This window comes from Rathayibacter sp. AY1F9, assembly GCF_002932155.1.
In the GTDB taxonomy this organism is placed as follows: Bacteria; Actinomycetota; Actinomycetes; order Actinomycetales; family Microbacteriaceae; genus Rathayibacter.
This window is the reverse complement of the sequence record NZ_PSVA01000001.1, coordinates 166489-189345: the sequence shown is the minus strand read 5'-3', so window position 1 is coordinate 189345 and position 22857 is coordinate 166489. Positions and strand designations below refer to the sequence as shown.

Genomic DNA, 22857 nt, shown 5'->3' with positions numbered 1-22857 from the left:
CTCCTCCGGCGCCCTATGCTGAGGAAATGGCTGCCTGGTTCCGACGTCGACGTCCCCTGCTCGAGGTGCCCCGCCTGACGCCCCGCGGGGAGTCGAGCCAGAAGCGCGACCGCGTCGACCTCGCCGACCTCACCCCCGAGGTGCTGCCCTATCTCGGCCAGGTCGCCTACCTCCAGCTCGCGGTGTTCGAGGTGCTGGCGCGCGCCGTCGCCGAGACCGACGACCTCGCGGATAAGGAGGCCATCTCCTCCGCCGCCGGCACGGCTCTCGCGAAGCACCACGCCGTCGTCGCCGAGCTGCGCCGCCGCGACGTGGAGCCCGGCGAGGCCATGGCGCCGTTCCGCCCCGCGATCGACACCTTCGAGCGGCTCACCCGCGGCGCGGACCTCCACGAGACGCTGCTCTCGGCGTACATCACGGCGGGCCTGCTCGACGACTTCTTCATCCGCCTCACCGGCGGGCTGCCCACCGACGTGGGGCCGCGCATCGCGCAGACGCTCGGCGCGGACACGGGCGTCGACGGCGTGATCGCGATCCTCCGCCGCGAGATCGCCGCGGACGAGCGCCTGGGCTCGCGCCTGGCCGTCTGGGGCCGCCGCCTGGTGGGCGACACCCTCCTCGTGGCGCGCTCCGCGCTGATGGGCTCGGGCAACCACGACTCCGACGAGTCGCGGATAGAGCCGGTGTTCACCGAGCTCATCGCCTCGCACACGCGCCGGATGGACGCGCTGGGGCTCACGGCCTGACGGTTCCCGGCGTCGCACTGCCCCGGAATCCGGAACGACGGAGGCGCGGAAGTCCGAGGACTCCCGCGCCTCCGGCTCGGATCAGGGGGCGACGCGTCCCGAGAGCATCGCCTGCAGGGAGGCCTCGTCGCGGCGGGCGCGGCTGCGCCCGAGCGAGAGGCCGACCGGGACGACGACCACGGCGGTCGCGACGAGGGACAGGACCCAGATCAGGCCGCCGTCCCACGGCAGGCCCGCCCAGGTCAGCGCGACCCAGACGACTGCGGCGACGAGGCCGCCGATCGCCGGGACCAGCACGGAGCCGTGCAGGTGCCGGTGCGGCAGCCCGTAGCGCGCGGCGAGACCGATCAGGACCCCGAACAGGGTGATGAAGAGGAGCTCCACGACGTGTCCGCCCGGGACGCTCTAGGCGACGAAGCCGACGCGGCGCGACTCCTCGGAGCCGACCTCGACGAAGGCGATGGTGGCGGTCGGGACGATGTAGATCTTGCCCTTCTCGTCGCGGAGGCGGAGGACGGCGGTGCCGGCCTCGAGAGCGGTGGTCACCGTCTTCTCGACCTCGGTCACGGACATCGACGACTCGAAGTTGAGCTCGCGCGGGGTGTTGACCATTCCAATACGGATTTCCACCAGCAGTGCCTTTCGGGAGGGGACGAGGGTGTCAGGATACGGGACCGCGCTCGGACGGCCGCGCCGGTTTCGCGGTGAGCGGAGCGGGCGGCCGGGGCTCCCGGCGGGGACGGGCGGGAGTGTCGGACCCGGTGGCTACCGTGGTCGTGTGACCGCTCCCGCGACCCCCGCTCCCTCCACCGCAGCCTCCGTCGGCGAGGCGATCCCGGGCGAGCCCGCGGTCGTGCTGGACGACTCCCAGCGCGCGGTGCTCGCGCTGCCCGAGGGCCGTAGCGCCGCCGTGCTCGGGGCGCCGGGGACGGGCAAGACCACGACGGTCGTCGAGCTGGTCGCCGAGCGCGTCCTCGAGCGGGGGTACCCGCCCGAGTCGGTCGTGGTGCTCGTGGCCAGCCGCACCGCCGCCACCGCCCTGCGCGACGTGCTCGCCCTGCGGCTGGGAGTGCCGACCCGGGGCCCGCTCGCCCGGACCGCGACCTCGCTCGCGTTCGAGGCGGTCACCTCCTCCGCCAAGGAGCGCGGCCTCGAGCGGCCGACCCTCCTGACCGGCGGCGAGCAGGACGCACTCCTGTCGGAGCTCGTCGAGGGCCACCTCGAGGAGGGGACCGGCCCGCGGTGGCCGGAGGAGTTCAGCCCCGAGGTGCTGCGGCTGCGGACCTTCCGGACCGAGCTCCGCGAGTTCGGGATGCGTGCGACCGAGCACGGGCTCGACTCGGACGCGATCCGCGCCCTCGGGGTCGACGCCGAGCGAGGGGAGTGGAGCGCGGCGGCCGACGTGCTCGACGAGCTGCGCGAGGTGGTCGAGTGGATGGCGCCCCAGGCGGGCACCCGTCTGGACGCGGCGGAGTTCGCGGCCTACGCGGCCGAGGCGATCCGCGCCGGCGAGGGCGGCGAGCGGATCGACGCGCTGCGCCTCGTCGTCGTCGACGACCTCCAGGAGGCGAGCGAGTCGACGCTCGTGCTGCTGCGGGCGCTGACGGAGCGCGGGGTGACCGTGATCGCGCTGGGCGACCCGGACGTGGCGACCAGCGCCTACCGCGGCGCGGCCTCCGACACGCTCGGCCGGTTCGCCACGAGCATCGGCGCGTCCGACGTCGAGACGCTGGTGCTCGTGCGCGTGCACCGCCACTCGGCCGCGCTGCGGGCGGTCGTGTCGGCGGCCACCGAGCGGATCGGCACCGCGGCGGCCGGCCGGCAGCGGGCGGCGGTCGCGGCTCCGGCCCCCGAGGCGGGCCCGGCACCCGTCCTGGTGCTGCACGCCCCGACGGCGGCGCGCGAGGCGGCGACGGTGGCGCGGCTGCTGCGCGAGCGGCGGCTGCGCGACGGAGTGGCGTGGCGGCGGATGGCGGTCGTCGTCCGCTCCGGAGCCGCGGTCCAGCCGCTGGTGAAGGCGCTCGCGGTGGCGGAGGTGCCGACCCGCTCCGTGCTCGCCGGGCGGGCGCTGCGCGACGACCACGCGGCCCGGGCGCTGCTCGTGCTGGTCGGCGTCGCGATCGGCGAGCGGCCCCTCGATGCGGAGCTCGCGGCGGAGCTGCTGCTCGGCCCGTTCGGCGGGGTCGACCGGCTGGGGCTGCGCAGGCTCCGGCTCGCGCTCCGGGCGGAGGAGCTGGCCGGCGGCGGCATCCGCGCGAGCGACCCGCTGCTGGTCGAGGCCCTCGCCGCGCCCGGCCGATTCGCGACCATCGACTCCGCTCCCGCCCGGCAGGCCGAGCGGCTGGCCGTGACGATCGACCGGGTCCGCCGCCTGCACGAGGAGGGGGGCTCGATCGAGGAGCTCCTGTGGTCGGCGTGGGAGTCCAGCCGCGTCGCGTCCTCCTGGCGCGAGCTCGCCCTCGGCACCGGCCTGACCGCCGCCGAGGCCAACCGCAACCTCGACGGCGTGGTCGCCCTCTTCAGCGCCGCGCGCCGGTTCGTGGAGCGGGCGACCGGGCACTCCGCGATCGGCTTCGTCACCGAGATCCTCGAGGCGGAGGTCCCCGAGGACACTCTCGCTCCGCGCTCCGTCGAGGACGCAGTCCTGATCGGCACGCCCTCCTCCGTCGTCGGCCTCGAGTTCGACGTCGTGGTGGTGGCGCGGCTGCAGGACGGCGTCTGGCCCAACCTCCGCCAGCGCGGCTCGCTGCTCGATCCGGACGGCCTGCTGCGGCACGCCCGCGGCGAGGGCGGACTGCCGCTCGACGCCCGCAAGGCCACTCTCGACGACGAGCTCCGGATGTTCGTACTGGCCGCCTCGCGCGCTCGGCGGCAGCTGGTGCTCAGCGCCGTCGCGGGCGAGGACGAGACGCCCTCCCTCTTCTTCCGGCTCACTCCGCCGGACGCGCCGCGGCTCGATCCGGCCTCCGCGGTGCCGCTCACGCTGCGCGGGGCGGTGGCGGCGCTGCGCCGGACCGCCACCACGCCGGACTCGACCGAGGCTCCCGCCGCCATCCGAGGGCTCAGCGCCCTGGCGCTCGCGGAGGTCCCGGGCGCCGACCCCTCCTCCTGGTCCGGGGTGCTCGAGCCCTCGACCACGGAGCCGCTCTTCGACGTCGGCGACCCCGAGCGTCCCGTCTCCGTCTCGCCGAGCCGCCTCGAGGCCTTCGAGCGGTCCCCTCTGGACTGGTTCGTCGACGCCGTCTCCGGCTCCACGACGAGCACGGCGATGGGGGTCGGCACCCTCGTGCACTGGGTCCTCGAGAACGCCGAGCGGCCCGATCCGCAGGAGCTGTGGGCGGCTCTCGAGTCGCGGTGGCCCGAGCTGGTCTTCGAGTCGCCCTGGCTGGGGGAGCGGCAGAAGCGCGTCACACGGCGGCTGATCGACGGCCTCGCGGGCTACCTCGCCGACTTCGAGCGCGGGGGAGGCGTGGTGCTCGGCCGCGAGCAGCAGTTCGAGCTCGACGTCCCGCCCGCCCGGGTGCGGGGCTCGATCGACCGCGTCGAGCGCGCGGCCGACGGCTCCGTCACGATCGTCGATCTCAAGACGGGCCGCAGCACCCCCCGCAAGGACGACATCGCCGAGCACGCGCAGCTGGGCAGCTATCAGCTCGCCGTCGCCGAAGGGGCGATCGAGGCGGCCGACCCGGCCGACGGGGGAGGCGCGAAGCTGCTCTTCGTGGCGACGGGCGTGCGCGGGAAGCCGTACCGCGAGGTGGTCCAGGAGCGCTTCGGCGAGGAGGAGCTGGAGCGGCTGCGCGATCGCGTCCGCGCCGCGGCCCTGGGCATGGCGGCGGCGGGCTTCTCGGGCCTGCTCGACGCGACCCCGTTCTCCCCCGGCGATGCCCTGCGGTACCGCATCCACGCGGTACCCGAGGTCCCGGGGGACGGCCTCCTGGCGATCGACGAGGTCGACGAGACAGAGGACCTGGAGGACTCCGAGGAGCCGGATCCCGATGCGCCGGCCGATCCTTCCGGCCCCGCCGACCCCGACCCCTCCGCCGTCTCCGAGGAGGAGCTTCCGTGATCGACGCCCTGACCATCGCCGAGCGCCTCGACCTGCGCCCGCCCACCGCCGAGCAGCGCGCCGTCATCGAGGCGCCGCTCGAGCCGGCCCTCGTGGTCGCCGGTGCCGGCAGCGGCAAGACCGAGACGATGGCCAACCGCGTCCTCTGGCTCCTCGCGAACGGCCACGCGGCGCCGTCGGAGGTGCTCGGCCTCACCTTCACCCGCAAGGCGGCGGCCGAGCTCGGCGAGCGCATCGGGCGGAGGATCGACCAGCTCGGCGCAGCGGGCCTGCTCCCGCTCGCGCCCGGGCAGTCGGCGCCCGACCCGTTCGAGGCCGCCACCGTCTCGACCTACAACGCCTTCGCGAACACGATCTTCCGCGACAACGCCGCCCTGATCGGCCGCGAGGGGGACGCGACCGTGCTCTCCGAGGCCTCCGCCTGGCATCTCGCGCGGGGAGTCGTGGCCGACACGGCCGATCCGCGCATCCTCGAGGTGGAGGCGGGGATCGACCGGCTGACCGACCTCGTCGTCTCGCTCGCGCACGACCTCGCCGACAACCTCGCCGATCCGGCCGCGGTCGCCGCGTTCGCCGAGGACTTCCTCCGCCTGGGCGAGCTGCCGCGCGGAGGCAGCGGCTCGGGTCTCTACCGCGAGCTCGAGAAGGCGCTGCAGGCCGTGGGCGCGCTGCCGGTGCTGACGGCGCTCGCCGAGCGGTTCCAGGAGGCGAAGGCCGAGCGCGGCTTCGTCGAGTTCTCGGACCAGGTGGCCCTCGCGCTGCGGATCGTCGACCGGGTGCCGCGGATCGTGGACGAGCACCGCGCGAGGTACCGGGTGGTGCTCCTCGACGAGTACCAGGACACCTCCGTGCTGCAGACCCGCCTCCTCTCGCGGCTCTTCGCCGGGCAGGGAGTGATGGCCGTGGGCGACCCGCACCAGTCGATCTACGGCTGGCGCGGTGCGAGCGCCGAGGGGCTCGGCCGCTTCGGCACCGATTTCGGGGGAGCGGGCCGCTTCTCCCTCAGCACGAGCTGGCGCAACGGCCGCCGCGTGCTGACCGCCGCGAACGCGATCGTGGAGCCGCTGTCGGCGGGGAGCGCGGTCGCGGTCGACACGCTGAGCGCGGGGCCTCAGGCCTCCGAGCACCCGGTCGAGCTCACCTTTCCCGAGACGATCGAGGAGGAGGCGGACGACGTCGCCGCCTGGTTCGCCGGGCGGCTGCGCGAGAACGCCGAGCCGCCGTCGGCCGCGGTGCTCTTCCGGGTGCGCGCGCACATGGACCGCTTCGCCGCCGCGCTGGCGAAGCACGGCGTCCGGTACCACATCCTCGGCATCGGGGGCCTGCTGCGGCAGCCCGAGATCGCCGACCTCGTCGCCGCACTCACCGTGGTCGAGGACCCGGCCGCCGGCAGCGAGCTCGTCCGCCTCCTGGCCGGCGCCCGCTGGCGTCTGGGCGTCCGCGACCTCAAGGCGCTGCGCGACCTCGCCTCGTGGCTCGCGGCGCGCGACCACGCCCACCGGCTGCTCCCGGAGGAGGTGCGCGAGCGGATGCGCGCGTCCGTCACCGAGGGAGAGGGCGGCTCGATCGTCGAGGCCCTCGACTTCATCGCGGCGCGCCGCCCCGGCGACGACGGGCGGATCGACCACTCCGCGCTCGGCGGGTTCAGCGCCAAGGGCCTGCGGCGCCTGCACGAGGCGGGCACCCTGTTCGCCCGGCTGCGCGCCCGGGCCGGGCTCGACCTCCTCGACTTCGTCACCCTGGTCGAGCAGGAGCTGGGCCTGGACATCGAGGTCGAGGCGAACGAGTCGCGCGGGGACGGCCGCGCCAACCTCGAGGCCTTCCGGGAGGCGGTGGCCGGGTACCTGCAGACGGACGACCGCGGCGCCGGCACCGGTTCCTCCCTCCGCGGATTCCTCCGCTGGCTCGTCCTCGCGGACAAGCGCGACGGCCTGGCCCCGCGACCGGAGGACCCGGAACCGGGGACGGTGCAGCTGCTGACGATCCACGGCTCCAAGGGTCTGGAGTGGGACCTCGTCGCCGTCCCGCGGATGGTCGACGGCGAGCTCCCCGGCGCGCCGGTCGAGGGCTTCCGCGGGTGGGTCAGACTGGGCGCGATGCCCTACGCGTTCCGCGGCGACGCCGCCGAGCTCCCCGATCTCGCCTGGCGCGGCTGCAGCACGCAGAAGGAGGTCGTCGACGCGATCGGAGCGTTCGGCGACACCCTCCGCGAGCGCAACGAGGCGGAGGAGCGGCGTCTCGCCTACGTGGCCGTCACGCGGGCGCGTCACCACCTCCTGCTCAGCGGCTCGTGGTGGGCCGGCCAGGCCAAGCCGCGCGGACCGGGCGTCTTCCTCCGCGACCTCGAGGAGGCCGGCACGATCCCGCCGCTGCCGACCGAGCCCGCGAACGAGGAGAACCCGCTCGAGCGGGCCCCGCGCACGTTCCGCTGGCCGCACGATCCGCTCGGCTCCCGCGGCGACCGGGTCCGCGCCGCCGCCGCCCGGGTCCGCAGCGCCGAGCCCGCTCTGCTGGGGGCGCGCGGCGACGACATCCGCCTGCTGCTCGCCGAGCGGGCGGTGCGGCTGGCCGGGGGCGAGCGCACGCCGCTGCCCACCCGCATCCCCGCCTCCCGGTTCAAGGACATCGTCAGCACGCCGGACGAGGTCGCGGCGCAGCTGCGCCGGCCGATGCCGGAGCGCCCCTACCGGCAGACCCGGCTCGGCACGACCTTCCACTCCTGGGTCGAGAACCGCTTCGGCGTCCAGGGCGGGGCGGAGGCGGTCGACACCTTCCCCGACGAGCTCGACGACGCCGGCCCCACGAGCGTCGAGCAGGAGCGGCTCGACGCCCTGATCGCCATCTTCGAGCGCTCGGAGTGGGCCGACCGGCGCCCGGAGGCGGTCGAGATCGAGATCCACCTCCAGCTCGCCGGCCACGTCGTCGTCTGCAAGCTCGACGCGGTGTACCCGACGGAGGACGGCGTGCAGATCGTCGACTGGAAGACCGGGCGGGCGCCGAAGGACGCCGCCGACCTCGAGCTCAAGCAGTTCCAGCTCGCGCTGTACCGGCTCGCCTACTCGCGCTGGCGGGGGGTGCCGCTCGAGAGCGTCGACGCCGTGTTCTACTTCGTCGCCGACGACCTCGTGCTGCGGCCCGAGCGGTTCTACTCCGAGCGCGAGCTCGCGGAGTCGCTCTCCTCGGCGACGGGAGCGAGCCCGCGGCCGTGAGCGGAGGAGTCCGTGCGGGCTCCCGGCGTGCGGTTGAGCAGCTCCTCGACCTCCGAGACCTCCAGCACCGGGCCGGTGTCGGTCGAGAGGGGCGCGGAGAGGTCGCCGAGCACGCTGTCGACCAGCGTGTCGAGCATGGCGACCGCGTCGTCCACGATGGCGGAGTCGTCGGTCTCGGTGCCGTGCAGCAGCCAGCGGGCGAGCTCGAGCTCGGCGTAGAGCTGGGCGCGCTGGCGGATCGTGCGGTCCACTGCTCCCGCGCGCATCCGGGAGTAGGCGGAGAGCGCCGTCTCCGAGCCCGGGGCGCTCAGCAGCCAGTGCAGGTCGCGCGCCGGGTCGCCGACCCGCAGCGCCGCCCAGCCGAGCACGGCCGCGACGACGTCGCCCGAGCGGAGGAAGGAGTCGGCGGTCATCGAGCCGTTCACCACGGTCGGGTCGAACTGCCAGAGCGCCTCGTCGGAGGAGGCCGACTCCCAGCGCGCGACGAGCGCCGCCGGGACGTGGCCGGTGTCGGCCGCGCGCTCGATCACCGCGACCGTCTCGTTCACGCTGTCGCGCGCGGTCGCGATCGGCAGGCCCGCCTCCTGGACGAAGGACACCGGGAGCGAGTGGATCGCCCCGATGGCCCGGCCGATCGAGTCCGCGAGCCCGCTCTGCGCGGCCACGTCGTCGATGAGGACGCGATCTCCCTCGAGGTACTCGTAGACGACCGCGCGGGTGCCGTCGAACGGCGTCTGCCCGACGCTCTCCTGCAGATCGAAGGGCAGGCGGCTGCGGATGCCGGCGGTCAGCGCCCGGAGCGCGACGAGGTCGCCGAGCTGCTCCTGCTCCGCGAGCGCGGACGTGGGCACGCGCACGACGAGGCGGGCGCCCTCGCGCGTCGTCAGCAGGGCGGAGTCGAAGTCGCCGTGCGTCGAGGAGGTGAAGGGGCGCGCGGAGCGGACGTCGAGGCCCTCGACGGCCGAGGTGGCCAGCGCGGCTAGAGTGAGATGGGATCTGGCCATGGTTTCCAGGGTAGGCGGCTCGTGCCCGGCCGGCCCGCCGCCACGCGCTGTCCCGCCGATGCCGTCGAAGGCCCGCGACAGCGGTCCTCGCGGCCCCCGTCACGAAATGAGCCCCGGATGTCACTGCCCTTCGCCGATCGCCTCCCGCTCTCGCGACAGGCGGCCGACCGCGACGGCGTCGGACGCTCACGGCCCGCGCTCTTCGACGAGCTGCTCGCCGATCCCGCCACCCGCGTGCTCGTCCTGCACCACGACCGGACTCTGGTCGAGGCCGACCGCCTCGTCCTGCGCCGCCCCGAGGACGTGACCGCCGGAACCCTCCGGATCTACCTCGGCCGCACGCTCGCCGAGGCCCCCGGCGAGCCGGTCGGAACCCCCGTCATCGCGACCGTCCTCACCGACGCGGCCGCCGCCGAGCTCGAGCCCGACGAGGAGCGGTGGAGCGGCCTGCGCCCGATCGCCGAGCGCCTGAGCGACCGCGACGCGGGCCTCTTCACCGAGGCTCTCGCCATCGCGAACTGGCACGCCTCGCACGGCTACTCGCCCCGCAACGGCGACCCGACCGTCGTCGAGCAGGGCGGCTGGGTCCGCCGCTCGCCCACCGACGGCAGCCAGGTCTTCCCGCGCACGGATCCGGCGATCATCGTCTGCGTCCTCGACGCGGACGACCGCCTCCTCCTCGGCTCGAACGCGATGTGGGGCACCGGCCGCTTCTCCCTGCTCGCCGGCTTCGTCGAGCCGGGCGAGTCGCTCGAGGCCGCCGTGATCCGCGAGATCGGCGAGGAGTCGGGCATGCGCGTCGTCGACCCGCAGTACCTCGGCTCGCAGCCCTGGCCCTTCCCCGCCTCCCTCATGGTCGGCTTCACCGCCCGCCTCGCCGAGGACCAGTCCCCGGAGGATCTGCTCCCGGACGGCGAGGAGATCGTCGAGCTGCGCTGGTTCACCCGGCAGCAGCTGCACGACTCGCTCGAGTCCGTGCTGCTGCCCGGCCGCTCGTCCATCGCCCGCGCGATGATCGAGGACTGGTACGGAGGCGAGCTGGAGAACGGCCCGATCGCGTGACCCTGCTCGACGGACTCGACGAGGGGCAGCGCGAGGCGGCGGAGGCGCTGCTGGGGCCGGTCTGCGTCCTCGCGGGAGCGGGCACGGGCAAGACCCGGACGATCACGCACCGCATCGCGCACGGAGTGGCGACCGGCGTCTACACGCCCGGTCGCGTCATGGCCCTGACCTTCACCAGCCGCGCCGCGGCCGAGCTGCGCTCGCGCCTGCGGGTGCTCGGCGCCGGCGGCGTCCAGGCCCGCACCTTCCACGCCGCCGCCCTCTCGCAGCTCGGCTACTTCTGGCCGCAGCTGGTGGGGGGCACGATGCCCCAGCTGCTCGACGGCAAGGCGCGCCTGCTCGGGCACGCGGCCGAGCGGCTCCGCCTGAAGCTCGACACGGCGACGCTCCGCGACCTCTCGGCCGAGATCGAGTGGCGGAAGGTGTCCGCCCTCTCGCTCGAGCAGTACGCCGTCGCCGCCCGCACGCGCCCCCTGCCCGGACGGCTCACCCTGGAGCAGACGGTCGCGCTCGTGGACGAGTACGAGGGGCTGAAGGACCAGCGCCGCCAGATCGACTTCGAGGACGTCCTGCTCGTGACCGCCGGGATGCTCGAGTCCGAGCCTGCGATGGCGATGCAGGTGCGCGAGCAGTACCGCTTCTTCGTCGTCGACGAGTACCAGGACGTCTCGCCGCTGCAGCAGCGGCTCCTGGAGCTCTGGCTCGGCGACCGGAGCGACCTCTGCGTCGTCGGCGACGCCAGCCAGACCATCTACTCCTTCGCGGGTGCGCGGGCCGACTACCTCCTCGACTTCCCGTCCCGCTGGCCGGCCGCCACCGTGGTGCGCCTGGAGGAGAACTACCGCTCGGCCGTGCCGATCGTGCAGACCGCGAACCGCCTCATGCGGGGCAGGCCCGGCGCCCTCTCGCTCCACGCCGTCGCCGCCGCCGAGGCGCCGGAGCCCGCGATCGACGCCTACCCGGACGACATCGCGGAGGCGCGCGGGATCGCGGCGCGGGTCGCGGCCGACATCGAGGCGGGGGTGCGCCCCTCCGACATCGCGGTCCTCTTCCGCACCAACAGCCAGTCGGCGGTCATCGAGCACGCCCTGCACGAGCGGGGAGTGAGCGCGCACATGCGCGGCGGCAAGCGCTTCTTCGACCTGCCCGAGGTGAAGCAGGCCGTGATGCAGCTGCGCGCGGCGTCCGTGTCGATCAGCGGCGAGCCGCTGTTCAAGTCGGTGAGCGACGTCCTCCGCTCGCTCGGCTGGAGCGCCGAGCCCCCGTCTGCGCCCGGTGCGGTGCGCGACCGGTGGGAGTCGCTGGACACGCTGGCCCGCCTCGTCGACGAGGCCCCTGCCGGATGGACCTTCCGCCAGTTCACCGACGACCTGATCGCACGCCAGCAGGTGCACCACGAGCCGGACCGCGGCGCGGTCACCCTCGCCACGCTGCACTCGGCGAAGGGCCTCGAGTGGGAGTCGGTGCACCTGATGGGGCTCGCCGAGGGCCTGCTGCCGATCTCGTACGCCGCCGGCCTCGAGGCGATCGACGAGGAGCGGCGCCTCCTCTACGTCGGCATCACCCGGGCCCGCCGGCGCCTGCGCCTCTCGTGGGCGCGCTCGACGGTCGGCCGCGTCACGCGGAGGGAGCCGTCGCGCTTCCTCGAAGAGCTCGGCACGCGCACTCGGGGTGCGGCTCCCGCTCCCGCACGGTGAAGGCTCCGGAGGCGTCGCTGTAGATCCGCTCGGCCCCGCGGAGCCCTCGCCAGCCCGCGAGCAGCCGCCGCAGCGCGGCGTCGGCGGCCGCCACGGCGATCGCGGCGCTCGCGAGCGGCGTGCGGGTGGGGGCCGTGCGGCCGAGCACCTGGATCACGAGGCGCGCACGATCCGGGTCGAGGTCCATCCGGTCCCGCTCGGCGCAGTGCAGGCACGGTCCGGACCCCGGCTCCACCAGGGGTCCGAGGCGCACCGATTCGTCGCCGAACACCACCGCCAGGTGCGGCACATCGGCCGCGAGCCAGTGCGCGGCGCGGGCGGGGGCGACCGCGAAGTCGGCGATCAGCACGGCGAGGTCCGGCGTCCCGTCGTCGGCGAGCAACGAGCAGCCCTCGCTCCGGAGCAGCGTGCGCAGTGCGTCCGGTGCCGCGCCCGTCCCCTCGACGACGACCCGCGGTGCCGGGGGAGGGCCGGGCTCGACGCTGCGCAGCAGGACTGGCCGGAGCGCCTCGAGCACCTCGTCGACACGCGCCTCGCTCGCTCCGGCGCGCGCCGCGATCAGGCGGACGGTGCCGGCGCTGGTGCCCACGCGGAGGGCGTCGAGCAGCAGCTCCTCCGGGTAGCCGACGCCGTCCAGGACCGCGTGCGGCCGGTCGAGGCCGAGCTGCACCGCGGTCGCGGAGCGCCAGAGCAGGGGGAGTCGGGGATCGAGCCGGAGCACCATCCGGCGATCATGGCCGAGACCGGCCCGGCGCCGCGCGAGTTGTCCACAGGCGGGCGCCGGACGGGGGGTCAGACGGGGCGGTCGCCCGTGGGGGAGGAGCCGCGGTCGTCGTCGTCCGGCGAGCCGGCGTCGTCGGTCGTGTCCGGAGCGTCTCCGGAGGCGCCGTCGCCCTCGCGCGGCATCGTGCCGTTCAGCAGGTCCTCCAGCGCGCGGTCCATCTCGTCGGGCTCCGGGGTCTCGCCGCGGGCCTCGGCCGTGAGCCGGGCGACGAGCGCGCTCGGGTCGTCCAGGTCCTCCGAGCCGGGGAGCAGGTCGGGGTGCGACCAGAGGGAGTCGCGGGCCTCGGGCCCGACGGCGTCGGTCACGGCCTGCCACATCGCGGCGGCCTCGCGGAGGCGGCGCGGGCGCAGCTCCAGGCCGACGAGGGTCGCGAAGGCGGACTCGGCCGGGCCGCCGGAGGCGCGGCGGCGGCGGACCGTCTCGGCGATCGCCCCGGCGCTGGGCAGGCGGGTGGTCGCCGCCGCGGTGACGACGTCGACCCACCCCTCGATGAGGGCGAGGACGGTCTCGAGGCGGCCGTGCGCGGCGAGCTGCTCCTCCGTCTTCGGCGGGATGAGCGCGCCGGAGGTCATCGCGTCGCGGAGCTCCTTGGGGTTCGACGGGTCGAAGCCCTCGGCCAGCTCCTCGAGGCGGGTGGTGTCGATGCTGATCCCGCGCGCGAAGTCGGTGATCTGCGAGATGAGAGCGAGACGGAGCCACTTGCCGTGCCGGAAGAGGCGGGCGTGCGCGAGCTCGCGGACCGCCAGGTACAGCTGCACCTGGTCCAGCGGGATGTCGAGGCCCTCGCCGAACGCGGCGACGTTCTGCGGCAGGATCGCCGCGTCGTTCTCCTCCAGCAGCGGGATGCCGATGTCGCCGCCCGAGACGACCTCGGCGGCGAGCTGCCCGACGACCTGGCCCAGCTGCAGGGCGAACAGGGTGCCGCCGATCCCGCGCATCATGCCCTCGGCACCGGCGATCATCGCCTGCATCTCCTCCGGGGCCTGCTCGCGGAGCACGCGGGTCAGCGCGTCCGAGATGCTCAGCGCCACCGGCTCGGCGAGCTGGCTCCAGACCGGCATCGTCAGGGAGATCCACTCGAGGCGGCTGATCGAGCGCGGCGTGCGGCTCAGCTCGGAGACGTACGCGACCTCGTCGAGCCAGAGCGCGGCGACGCCGAAGGCCGCTTCGATCGGAGCCCGCACGGAGTCGGACACCGGCGCGGACTCGGCGCGCGCGAGCTGCTTCGCCTGCTCGAGCGAGAGCGTCCAGTTGACGCCGCCGTCGCCGTTCTGCTGCATCGCGCTCTGCAGCTGCGAGAGCAGGTTCTGCAGGGCCACCGGGTCGTTCGGCAGTCCCGCCGCTCCGGCGAGCTGCGAGGGGTCGACCGGGCCGTTCCCCGAGAGGAACTGCCGCAGCATCTCCCGGAACTCGTCCTCGGAGCCGCCGCCCGCTCGGTCCGCACTGTCGCCATCGGCCATCGGGATCAGCCCTCCGTCGCTCACGTGAATCCGGTCGCCGCACCGCCTCCGCGGCCCTGCACAGGGCGCCGGTTCCGGCGCGACTCCCAGTCGTGCAAGCTACGTTAGCCCGAGCGCCCGGGGCCTCGGCGTGCAGAGCACCGCTCGAGCCCAGCCCGCTTCCGCCCGCCGCGAACATCCCGGCGGAGCCGCTCCACCCGTTGCCAGAAAGGCCCCCGTGTCGCTGTTCTCCGACGACCCGCGCCCCTCCTCCTCCCCGCGCCGCCCGTGGGTCGGACCGGTCGTCCTCCTCTCGGGTGTCGCCGTCGTGGTCGGTCTGGGCGTCGCGCCCGCCCCCTACGTGATCGAGCAGCCCGGCCCCGTGTTCGACACCCTGGGCAGCAGCAAGGACGTGCCCCTCATCTCGATCCCGGACCGCACCACCTATCCCACGGCCGGCACGCTCGACATGCTCACCGTGTCGGTCGTCGGCAACCCGCAGAGCCTGCCCACCTGGGTCGAGGTCGCGAGCGCCTGGTTCGACAGGACCAAGGCGGTCGTCCCGGTCGACGCGATCTTCCCTCCCTCCTCCACGGTCGAGGAGCGCGACGAGGCGAACCAGGCCGAGATGACCGACTCCCAGCAGGAGGCGATCGCCGCCGCGCTCACCGAGCTCGGCTACCCCGTCGAGCAGCGCGTCTCGGTCGTGCAGGTGCCCGAGGGCTCCCCGGCCGAGGGCGTCCTGGAGGCGGGGGACGAGATCCTCGCGGTCGCGGGCACCCCGGTCGCCGACGCGACCGCCCTGCGCGCGACCCTGCAGACCCTCGGCACCGGCTCCCCGGTGCAGGTCAGCATCGAGCGCGAGGGCGTCCGGCAGGAGGTGGAGGTCACGCCGCGCGACTCGAACGGCGCCGCCGTCATCGGCGTCCTCCCCGGAGCGGCCTTCGACTTCCCGTTCGAGGTCGACATCCAGCTGGACGACGTGGGCGGGCCGAGCGCGGGCATGATGTTCGCCCTCGGGATCATCGACAAGCTCACCGAGGGCGAGCTCAACGGCGGGCGGAGCGTCGCCGGGACCGGCACGATCGACGCGGCCGGCGAGGTCGGCGCCATCGGCGGGATCCGCCAGAAGCTCTACGGGGCGGAGGGCGCCGGAGCCGAGTACTTCCTCGCCCCCGCGACCAACTGCAACGAGGTCGTCGGCCACGTCCCCGACGGGCTCGACGTGCTCGCGGTCTCGACCCTCGACGACGCCCTCGCCGCACTGAAGGGCATCGCCGCGGGCGACACCTCCGGGCTGCCGGACTGCAGCACCGCCGCTCCCCTCGACTGATCCCGCCCGCCGACCCCGGGTCGACGCCCAGGTGAGCCGGACAGCCGTCGCATAGCATGGGTGGCCTCCCCTCACATCTCGACAGCAAGAGGCCCTCACGTGAGTTCCACAGCAACCGAAACCCCGCCGCGGAAGAGACGGAGCGTCCTCGCCGTCACTGTCGTGGTGGTGGCCGTCCTGGTGGTGGCGTTCTTCGTCTTCGCCGGTCTGTACACCGACATCCTCTGGTACGACCAGCTCGGCTTCCTCTCCGTGCTCACGACGCAGTGGGCGGCGGCGGGCGGTCTCTTCGTCATCGGCTTCGTCGCCATGGCGGTGCCGGTGTTCATCAGCCTGATGCTGGCGTACCGCCTCCGGCCGGTCTACGCGAAGCTCAACTCGCAGATCGACCGATACCAGCAGGTCGTGGAGCCGCTGCGGCGCCTGGCCACCTTCGGGATCCCCGCGGTGCTCGGCCTCTTCGCCGGCGTCTCCTCCGCCACCCGCTGGCAGACGAGCCTCACCTTCTGGAACCGCACGCCCTCGGGCACCACGGATCCGCAGTTCGGCCTCGACACGTCGTTCTACCTCTTCGAGCTGCCCTTCTACCAGAGCATCGTCGGCTTCGCGTCGGCGGTCCTGCTGATCTCAGCGTTCGCGACCCTCGCCACCGGCTACCTCTACGGAGCGATCCGGGTGAACGGCCGCGAGATCCGCATCTCGAAGGCCTCGCGCATCCAGCTGGCGGTCATCGCCGCCCTCTACCTCGCCGTGCAGGCGGTCAGCCTCTGGCTCGACCAGTACGCGACGCTCGCGCAGCAGGGGCCCCGCATCACCGGCGCCACCTACTCCACCGTCAACGCGACGATCCCGGGCCTGCAGATCCTGGCCGGCATCGCGGCGCTGGTCGCGATCCTCTTCGTCGTCACCGCCTTCATCGGCCGCTGGCGCTTCCCGGTCATCGGCACCGCGCTGCTGATCGCGTCGAGCCTGCTCGTCGGCTCCCTCTACCCGTGGATCGTGCAGAAGTTCCAGGTCGAGCCCAACGAGCGCACGCTCGAGCAGCCCTTCATCCAGAACAACATCGACATGACCCGCCAGGCCTACGGCGTCAGCGACGTCGACGTCATCCCCTACGACGCGACCACGGACGCGGAGCCGGGCGCCCTGCGCTCGGACGCCGAGACCACCGCGAACATCCGCATCCTCGACCCCGCCGTCGTCACCGACGCGTTCTCGCAGCTGCAGCAGTTCCGCCAGTACTACAAGTTCGGCGACACGCAGAACGCGCTCGACGTCGACCGCTACTCCATCGACGGATCGACGCAGGACGCCGTGGTCGGCGTCCGCGAGCTGAACCTCAACGGCCTCGGCACCAACCAGACCTGGTACAACCAGACGCTGGTCTACACACACGGCTACGGCCTGGTCGCCGCGTACGGCAACCAGCGCTCGGCCGACGGAGAGCCGGTGTTCATCGAGTCCGGTGTCCCGACGACGGGCGACCTCGGCGACTACGAGCCGCGGATCTACTTCGGCGAGAACTCCCCGCCGTACTCGATCGTGGGCGGCAACGACTCGCGCGACATCGAGCTCGACTACCCCTCGGGCACCGACGGCGCGCAGCAGACCTACACGACCTTCGACGGCGAGGGCGGCCCCGCTCTCGACAACGTCTTCAAGAAGCTCGTCTACGCGATCAAGTTCCAGTCCGAGCAGATCTTCCTCTCGGACGGCGTGAACGACGACTCGCAGATCCTCTACGACCGCGATCCCGTGCAGCGCGTCCAGAAGGTCGCGCCGTACCTCAAGCTCGACTCCGACGCCTACCCGACCGTCGTCGACGGCCGCGTGAAGTGGGTCGTCGACGGGTACACCACCTCGGCCGACTACCCGTACTCGGAGGTGCAGAGCCTCTCGCAGGCGATCGCCGACACGAACACGCAGCAGCAGTTCCCGACCGACGACGTCAACTACATCCGCAACTCGGTGAAGGCGACCGTCGACGCGTACGACGGCAGCGTCACGCTCTACGCGTGGGACACCGAGGACCCGATCCTGCAGACCTGGCAGAAGATCTTCCCGACCACGGTGAAGCCCGTGAGCGACATGTCGGGCGAGCTGCTCAGCCACGTCCGGTACCCGGAGGACCTCTTCAAGGTCCAGCGCGCGGTCCTCGGCACCTACCACGTCACCGACGCGGGCTCCTTCTACTCCCGCGAGGACGCCTGGGCGACGCCGAACGACCCGACGAGCGGAGCCGCGACCACGGCCGCCGCGACCGGCACCAGCCTGCAGCCTCCGTACTACCTGACGCTGCAGACGCCGGATCAGGACGTGCCGTCGTACTCGCTCTACTCGACGTACATCCCGGCGAGCGTCCAGGGCGCGCAGGCCAGCCGCAACGTGCTGACCGGCTACCTCGTGGCCGACTCCGACGCCGGCTCGACGGCGGGCTCCGTGGCCGACGGCTACGGCACGCTCCGCCTGCTCGAGCTGCCGAAGGACGACACGGTGCCCGGCCCCGGCCAGGTGCAGAACGCGTTCACCACCGACCCGACGGTCGCGAACGAGCTGAACATCCTCTCCCGCGGCGACACCACCGTCACGAGGGGCAACCTGCTCACGCTGCCGGTCGGCGGCGGCCTGCTCTACGTCCAGCCGATCTACGTGCGCTCCAACGGAGACACGAGCTTCCCGCTCCTGCAGAAGGTGCTGGTCGCGTTCGGTGACGACATCGCCTTCGAGGACACCCTCGACGCGGCCCTCGACAGCCTCTTCGGCGGCGACTCGGGAGCCGACGCGGGCGACACCGGCACGCCGACGACTCCGGACGCCGGCACCGGCACCTCGGGCGGCGACACCGGAGGCGACGCGGGCGGCACGACCGGCGGCACCGGCTCCACGCCGGCCACGGGCGACCAGACGGCGCTGCAGCAGGCGCTGAACGACGCGCGGGACGCCCTCACGGCTCGCGAGAACGCCCTCAAGGCGGGCGACCTCACCGCCTTCGCGGCGGCGGACGAGCAGCTGACCGAGGCGCTCTCGCGGGCGCTGCAGGCCGAGGGCGGCCAGTAGCCCGCATGGTGCAGGTCGACCGCGGCGAGCACCTCCGCTCGGGGGAGTGGCTCGAGCTGAACCGCACGTACTGGGAGGAGCGCACCGGCGAGGGTGCGCTCCACCCGGAGCTCGTCACCGCGGCGCTCCTCGACCCCGGTCCGAGGATCCTCCAGCTCGGCTCGGGCGACGGGCTCGACGCGCTCGAGCTCGCCGAGTGCGGCGCCCGCGTGGTGGGTGTCGACTTCTCGATGCCCGCGGTGCGCCGAGCACGCGCCGCCGCCGCGGACAGGGACCTCGCCGGCTCCGCCCGCTTCGTCTGCGCGAACCTCTACGAGCTGCGGCACATGCTGCCGGAGCCCGACTCGTTCGACGTCGTGCTCTGCAGCGCCGGCGTCGTCTCGTGGCTCCCCGACCTGGAGGAGTGGGCGCGGCTGGTGGAGTGGTTCGTCGCCCCCGGCGGAGCGGTGCTCGTCGCCCCGTCGTCGTCCGCTCCCGTCGGCGCCGACGTCCGCACCTGGTCGCGCACCTCGTCCGAGCTCGCAGCCGCCCTGACGGCGGTCGGGCTGAGCGTGGACGGGAGCGCCGTGCTGCGCGCCGCCAAGCCCGCCTGAGACCGGAGCCCGCTCCCACCGCCGCGTCGATTTGCACCGGCGCCGGAACGCGTGTAATGTCTCTTCTTGTGCCGCGGGGTGGAGCAGTTCGGTAGCTCGCTGGGCTCATAACCCAGAGGTCGTAGGTTCAAATCCTGCCCCCGCAACAAGAAAGCGAAAGCCGGTCCTGAGAAGGGCCGGCTTTCGTCGTTAACACGGGTCGCGGACGTGCTTCCCGCGGCTGACAGTGCGCGGGCCGAGACCTCAGTCGCCCTCGATCACGCTCAGCACGTTGCCCGCCGGATCGCGGAACCAGCAGATCGTCGGCCCGTGGCCGCGCATCACTCCGTCCGCATCGGTCGGCAGCGACGGGTCGTCGTAGATCGCCGTGGTGACGCCTGCCGCGTGCAGCTCGGCGACCGCCGCGTCGACGTGCTCCACCGAGAAGTTCAGGATCGTGAACGACGCCGGCTCGTGGTCCGGCTTCGGGTACGCGATCGCGCGGCCTCCGCCCGGCAGCCGGATGTCGAGGATCCCCATCGCGTTCAGCTCGACCTCGAGCCCGAGCACTCCGCCGTAGAAGGCCCGCGCCGCCTCCACGTCGTCCACGCTGAAGCCGCTGAAGGCCCTCTCGCTCCGGATCATCGCCGTCCTCCGTCCCGCGGCCGCACCGTCGCGCCCGCTCCGCTCCGGACGCTACTCCGGTCGCCCGTCCGCGTCACCGTCGGATCCGCCTGCGGCGCCGCCGACCGCGAGCCGGTCTCGCGCGACCCGCATCCGCGGACCGGCCTCCCGACGCTCCGCGCCGACGCGTGTGCCGGACCGGCCCGCACGTTAGGCTCGACCCCGATGCGAGGGGTGCTGCTGTGAGGGACGAACGCGGGGACGACGGCTCGAACGAGGGGCTCGGCGACCGCCCGACCCGGCGGAGCCCGCGGCAGGCGCCGCACGCGCTGCCCGCGGCACGCGTCGCCACTCCGGTCCTCACGCCCGTCCGCCCCGTGCGGCGCCGCCGGGGCCGTGTCTTCCGCGCGACCGTCAGCACGGTCGCCCTCGCCGCCATCGCGGGCCTCGTGGCGGTCTCCGCGCTCCCCGCCTACTCCTTCGACCCGGCACCCGATTCGCAGGCCGCCGTCGAGGCCGCCGCCCGCGTGCAGGCGCTCGGCAACCAGAAGCTCACCGTTGCGCCGACCGCGGTCCAGGAGCAGGTCATCCGCGACTCCTTCACCGCACCGACCCAGGCCCAGCTCGACGAGGCGGCCGCCCAGGCGCGCGCGCTCGCCGCCGCCGAGCAGGCCGCCCGCGACGCCGAGACCGCCCGCCTCGCCCAGGAGGCGCAGGCCGCGGCAGGCACGACCGGCGCGGACGGCGCCGCCGCAGGCAGCGGCGGCACCAGCACCTCGGTCACGCCCCGCGAGGAGGGCGACGACTACCCCTGGCGCGACCAGCTCACCGACGACCAGGGCGGCGGCCTCTCGCCGCTGCGGTACTACTACCGCGAGTGCGTCGACTTCGTCGCCTGGCGGATCAACCGCGACCAGGGCTCGACGAGCGCACCCTTCAAGTGGACCTGGGGCAACATGACCCCGGGCGGAGGCAGCGCCTACGCGTGGGCCGGCCAGTGGGCCTCACACGGCTGGGTGACCAGCAGCACGCCCGTCCCCGGCGCGGTCGCCTGGTTCACCGGCAACCACGTCGCCTACGTGCAGGCCGTCAACTCCGACGGCACGGTCTCGCTCGAGGAGTACAACTGGGGCAACGACCACGCGTACCACAAGCGCACCATCCCGGCCTCCCAGGTCGCCCTCTTCCTCTACCCGCCGAGCTGATGACCGGCGCCGTCGGCATGGCCGTGGCGCAGTTCGCCCCCTCGACGGACCGGGAGGCGAACATCGCGACGATCGGGCGCCTGGCCCGGATCGCCGCCGAGCGCGGCGCGAGCGTGGTGGTGCTGCCGGAGTACAGTTCCGCCTTCACCGATCCGCTCGGGCCCGAGCTGGTCGCGGCGGGCGAGGCGCTCGGCGGCCCGTTCGTCACGGCTCTCGCGGCCCTCGCGCGCGAGCTCCGGATCCACCTCGTGGCGGGCATGGTCGAGGCGGTGGACGGGCGCCGCATCGCGAACACGCTCGTCGCGCTCGACCCCGAGGGCGCGCTCGTGGCCCGCTACCGCAAGCTGCACCTGTACGACGCCTTCGGCCAGACCGAGTCGGAGTGGGTCGCCGCGGGGGAGATCGCCGCACCCGAGACGTTCGAGGTCGGCGGCCTCGTCGTCGGGCTGCAGACCTGCTACGACCTGCGCTTCCCGGAGGTCAGCCGCTGGCTGGTCGACGCCGGGGTCGACGTCATCGCGGCACCGGCCGAGTGGGTGCGCGGCCCGCTCAAGGAGGCGCACTGGCGGACGCTGGTCACCGCCCGCGCGCTCGAGAACACGGTGTACCTCGTCGCAGCCGACCAGACCCCGCCGATCGGGGTCGGCACGAGCATGATCGTCGATCCGATGGGCGTCGAGACCGTCACCCTCGGCGAGGTCGAGGATGTCGCCGTCGCCTGGGTCTCGCGCGAGCGGATCGACGCGGCGCGCGCGAAGAACCCCGCTCTGGCGCTGCGGCGCTTCCGGGTGCTGCCGCTCTGACCGCCGCCCCCGGCCCGACGGCGCTGGGCATCCGACCGAATCCGCTGAGGCCGGCTCCTCAGCGCGCCATGCGGGCGAGGCCCGCGACCGCGGTCTCCAGCACCTCGAACCGCTTGCAGAAGGCGAAGCGGACGAGCGAGCGGTAGGGAGCGGCGTCCTCGGGGCGGCAGAACGCCGACACGGGCACCGCCACCACTCCCGCGAGATCCGGGAGCGCCCGGCAGAGCTCGACCCCGTCGTCGTAGCCGAGCGGTGCCGCGTCCGCGACGACGAAGTAGCCGCCCGAGGAGGGCGCGACGCCGAAGCCCGCAGCAGCCAGGCCCGCCGACAGCAGGTCCTTCTTGGCCGCAAGAGTCTGCGCCGCGCCGGTGAAGAAGGCGTCCGGGAGCCCGAGCCCGAGGGCGACGGCCCCCTGGAACGGCGAGCCGCTGACGTAGGTGAGGAACTGCTTCACGGCGAGGACGGCCGTGATCAGCTCGCGCGGGCCCGTCACCCAGCCGATCTTCCAGCCCGTGGTGCTGAAGGTCTTGCCCGCCGAGGAGACGGACAGCGTCCGCTCGAAGGCTCCGGGAAGGGAGGCCAGCGGGACGTGCGGGGTGTCGAAGCGCAGGTGCTCGTAGACCTCGTCCGTCAGGATCACGGCGTCGTGCCGCTCGGCGAGCCGCACGATCAGCTCGCGGGTCTCGGCCGGGAGGACGGCACCGGTCGGGTTGTGCGGGTCGTTCACCAGGATGACGCGCGTGCGGTCGCTCACTGCGGCGGTCAGCTCGTCGTGGTCGACCGCGAAGGAGGGGCCGCGCAGGAGCACGGTGCGATGCACCCCTCCGGCGAGGGCGATCAGGGCTCCGTAGGCGTCGTAGTGGGGCGTGAAGGTGACGACCTCGTCGCCCGGCTCGAGGAGGGCCAGCAGAGCCGCGGCCAGGGCCTCGGTGGCGCCCGTGGTGACGAGGACCTCGCCGTCGGGGTCGAGGGAGATCCCGGAGAAGCGCAGCCGGTGCGCGGCGATCGCCTCGCGCAGGACGGGGAAGCCGGGACCCGGCGGGTACTGGTTGAGCCCGGACGCGATGGCGTCGCGCGCGGCGTCGAGGATCTCGCGCGGGCCGTCCTCGTCCGGGAAGCCCTGGCCGAGGTTCACCGCTCCGGTGCGCAGGGCGAGCGCGCTCATCTCGCTGAAGACGGTGGCGGCGACCTCGCCACCGGGGCCGAGGAGGCCGGCGCCCGCCGCGGCGCGCGACCAGGATCCGGGAATGCTCACG

17 protein-coding genes and 1 tRNA gene are annotated in these 22857 nt (G+C 73.9%); 11 read left to right on the top strand and 7 right to left on the bottom strand.

Annotated features, from left to right (window positions below):
• Positions 1 to 26: 26 nt before the first annotated feature.
• Entirely contained in the window at positions 27 to 746 is a 720-nt protein-coding gene (locus tag C5C37_RS00910; protein ID WP_104247820.1) for a ferritin-like fold-containing protein, read from the top strand.
• An 81-nt stretch (positions 747 to 827) separates the two neighbouring features.
• On the opposite strand, the gene C5C37_RS00905 is transcribed toward C5C37_RS00910, so the two are convergent.
• Together C5C37_RS00905 and C5C37_RS00900 are read right to left on the bottom strand one after the other, a co-directional pair.
• Positions 828 to 1130: a hypothetical protein gene (locus C5C37_RS00905; protein ID WP_104226942.1), complete on the bottom strand. Its 303-nt coding sequence runs from the start codon at positions 1128 to 1130 to the stop codon at positions 828 to 830.
• A gap of 21 nt (positions 1131 to 1151) precedes the next feature.
• On the bottom strand, positions 1152 to 1376 hold the full coding sequence (locus C5C37_RS00900; RefSeq protein ID WP_104224841.1) for a DUF3107 domain-containing protein: 225 nt from the start codon (positions 1374 to 1376) through the stop codon (positions 1152 to 1154).
• A 148-nt stretch (positions 1377 to 1524) separates the two neighbouring features.
• On the opposite strand from C5C37_RS00900, the gene C5C37_RS00895 reads away from it, so the two are divergent.
• On the top strand, positions 1525 to 4812 hold the full coding sequence (locus C5C37_RS00895) for an ATP-dependent DNA helicase (RefSeq protein ID WP_258073990.1): 3288 nt from the start codon (positions 1525 to 1527) through the stop codon (positions 4810 to 4812).
• Entirely contained in the window at positions 4809 to 8021 is a 3213-nt protein-coding gene (locus C5C37_RS00890; protein ID WP_104338274.1) for an ATP-dependent DNA helicase, read from the top strand. The genes C5C37_RS00895 and C5C37_RS00890 overlap by 4 nt, the downstream gene beginning before the upstream one ends.
• Here C5C37_RS00890 and C5C37_RS00885 read toward each other — a convergent pair.
• Positions 7958 to 9025: a phosphotransferase gene (locus C5C37_RS00885; protein ID WP_104338273.1), complete on the bottom strand. Its 1068-nt coding sequence runs from the start codon at positions 9023 to 9025 to the stop codon at positions 7958 to 7960. The two genes, C5C37_RS00890 and C5C37_RS00885, sit on opposite strands and share 64 nt — an antisense overlap.
• A 117-nt stretch (positions 9026 to 9142) precedes the next feature.
• Between C5C37_RS00885 and nudC the strand changes: the two genes are divergently transcribed.
• Both nudC and C5C37_RS00875 read left to right on the top strand, forming a co-directional pair.
• On the top strand, positions 9143 to 10087 hold the full coding sequence (nudC, locus tag C5C37_RS00880; protein ID WP_104261196.1) for an NAD(+) diphosphatase: 945 nt from the start codon (positions 9143 to 9145) through the stop codon (positions 10085 to 10087).
• Positions 10084 to 11784, top strand: a complete 1701-nt coding sequence (locus C5C37_RS00875; protein ID WP_104224836.1) for an ATP-dependent helicase — start codon at positions 10084 to 10086, stop codon at positions 11782 to 11784. Before nudC ends, C5C37_RS00875 begins: the two co-directional genes overlap by 4 nt.
• Here C5C37_RS00875 and C5C37_RS00870 read toward each other — a convergent pair.
• Complete coding sequence (locus C5C37_RS00870) at positions 11705 to 12508, bottom strand: hypothetical protein (RefSeq protein WP_104247825.1); 804 nt, start codon at positions 12506 to 12508, stop codon at positions 11705 to 11707. The two genes, C5C37_RS00875 and C5C37_RS00870, sit on opposite strands and share 80 nt — an antisense overlap.
• A 68-nt stretch (positions 12509 to 12576) precedes the next feature.
• Positions 12577 to 14028, bottom strand: coding sequence for a zinc-dependent metalloprotease (locus C5C37_RS00865; protein WP_104338315.1), 1452 nt, complete (start codon positions 14026 to 14028; stop codon positions 12577 to 12579).
• Positions 14029 to 14245: 217 nt separating this feature from the next.
• Between C5C37_RS00865 and C5C37_RS00860 the strand changes: the two genes are divergently transcribed.
• The 4 genes from C5C37_RS00860 to C5C37_RS00845 all read left to right on the top strand — a co-directional run bounded on the left by C5C37_RS00860 (position 14246) and on the right by C5C37_RS00845 (position 19136).
• Positions 14246 to 15340 (top strand): PDZ domain-containing protein, encoded by a 1095-nt coding sequence (locus C5C37_RS00860; protein WP_104233183.1) that lies wholly within the window; start codon positions 14246 to 14248, stop codon positions 15338 to 15340.
• 99 nt (positions 15341 to 15439) lie between these two features.
• A complete protein-coding gene (locus tag C5C37_RS00855; RefSeq protein ID WP_181127338.1) occupies positions 15440 to 18397 on the top strand; it encodes a UPF0182 family protein in 2958 nt (985 codons plus the stop codon).
• 5 nt (positions 18398 to 18402) lie between these two features.
• The gene (locus C5C37_RS00850; protein ID WP_104272709.1) at positions 18403 to 18990 is read left to right on the top strand and encodes a bifunctional 2-polyprenyl-6-hydroxyphenol methylase/3-demethylubiquinol 3-O-methyltransferase UbiG; all 588 of its coding nucleotides are present in this window, start codon (positions 18403 to 18405) and stop codon (positions 18988 to 18990) included.
• 72 nt (positions 18991 to 19062) lie between these two features.
• Positions 19063 to 19136: transfer RNA gene (locus C5C37_RS00845), tRNA-Met, on the top strand.
• A gap of 97 nt (positions 19137 to 19233) precedes the next feature.
• On the opposite strand, the gene C5C37_RS00840 is transcribed toward C5C37_RS00845, so the two are convergent.
• On the bottom strand, positions 19234 to 19614 hold the full coding sequence (locus tag C5C37_RS00840; protein ID WP_104338272.1) for a VOC family protein: 381 nt from the start codon (positions 19612 to 19614) through the stop codon (positions 19234 to 19236).
• A gap of 221 nt (positions 19615 to 19835) precedes the next feature.
• Between C5C37_RS00840 and C5C37_RS00835 the strand changes: the two genes are divergently transcribed.
• Together C5C37_RS00835 and C5C37_RS00830 are read left to right on the top strand one after the other, a co-directional pair.
• Positions 19836 to 20798, top strand: a complete 963-nt coding sequence (locus C5C37_RS00835) for a CHAP domain-containing protein (protein ID WP_104262670.1) — start codon at positions 19836 to 19838, stop codon at positions 20796 to 20798.
• The gene (locus tag C5C37_RS00830) at positions 20798 to 21601 is read left to right on the top strand and encodes a carbon-nitrogen hydrolase family protein (RefSeq protein ID WP_104338271.1); all 804 of its coding nucleotides are present in this window, start codon (positions 20798 to 20800) and stop codon (positions 21599 to 21601) included. The genes C5C37_RS00835 and C5C37_RS00830 overlap by 1 nt, the downstream gene beginning before the upstream one ends.
• A gap of 58 nt (positions 21602 to 21659) precedes the next feature.
• Here the strand turns inward: C5C37_RS00830 and C5C37_RS00825 are convergent, their stop codons facing one another.
• Entirely contained in the window at positions 21660 to 22856 is a 1197-nt protein-coding gene (locus C5C37_RS00825; RefSeq protein WP_104333356.1) for an aminotransferase class I/II-fold pyridoxal phosphate-dependent enzyme, read from the bottom strand.
• Position 22857: the final 1 nt, after the last annotated feature.

Excerpts from the sequence above, each read along its gene's own strand:
- C5C37_RS00910 (WP_104247820.1), top strand. The coding sequence starts at position 27 with ATGGCTGCCTGGTTCCGACGTCGACGTCCCCTGCTCGAGGTGCCCCGC.
- C5C37_RS00885 (WP_104338273.1), bottom strand. The coding sequence starts at position 9,025 with ATGGCCAGATCCCATCTCACTCTAGCCGCGCTGGCCACCTCGGCCGTC.
- nudC (WP_104261196.1), top strand. The coding sequence starts at position 9,143 with ATGTCACTGCCCTTCGCCGATCGCCTCCCGCTCTCGCGACAGGCGGCC.
- C5C37_RS00870 (WP_104247825.1), bottom strand. The coding sequence starts at position 12,508 with ATGGTGCTCCGGCTCGATCCCCGACTCCCCCTGCTCTGGCGCTCCGCG.
- C5C37_RS00865 (WP_104338315.1), bottom strand. The coding sequence starts at position 14,028 with ATGGCCGATGGCGACAGTGCGGACCGAGCGGGCGGCGGCTCCGAGGAC.
- C5C37_RS00850 (WP_104272709.1), top strand. The coding sequence starts at position 18,403 with ATGGTGCAGGTCGACCGCGGCGAGCACCTCCGCTCGGGGGAGTGGCTC.
- C5C37_RS00840 (WP_104338272.1), bottom strand. The coding sequence starts at position 19,614 with ATGATCCGGAGCGAGAGGGCCTTCAGCGGCTTCAGCGTGGACGACGTG.
- C5C37_RS00830 (WP_104338271.1), top strand. The coding sequence starts at position 20,798 with ATGACCGGCGCCGTCGGCATGGCCGTGGCGCAGTTCGCCCCCTCGACG.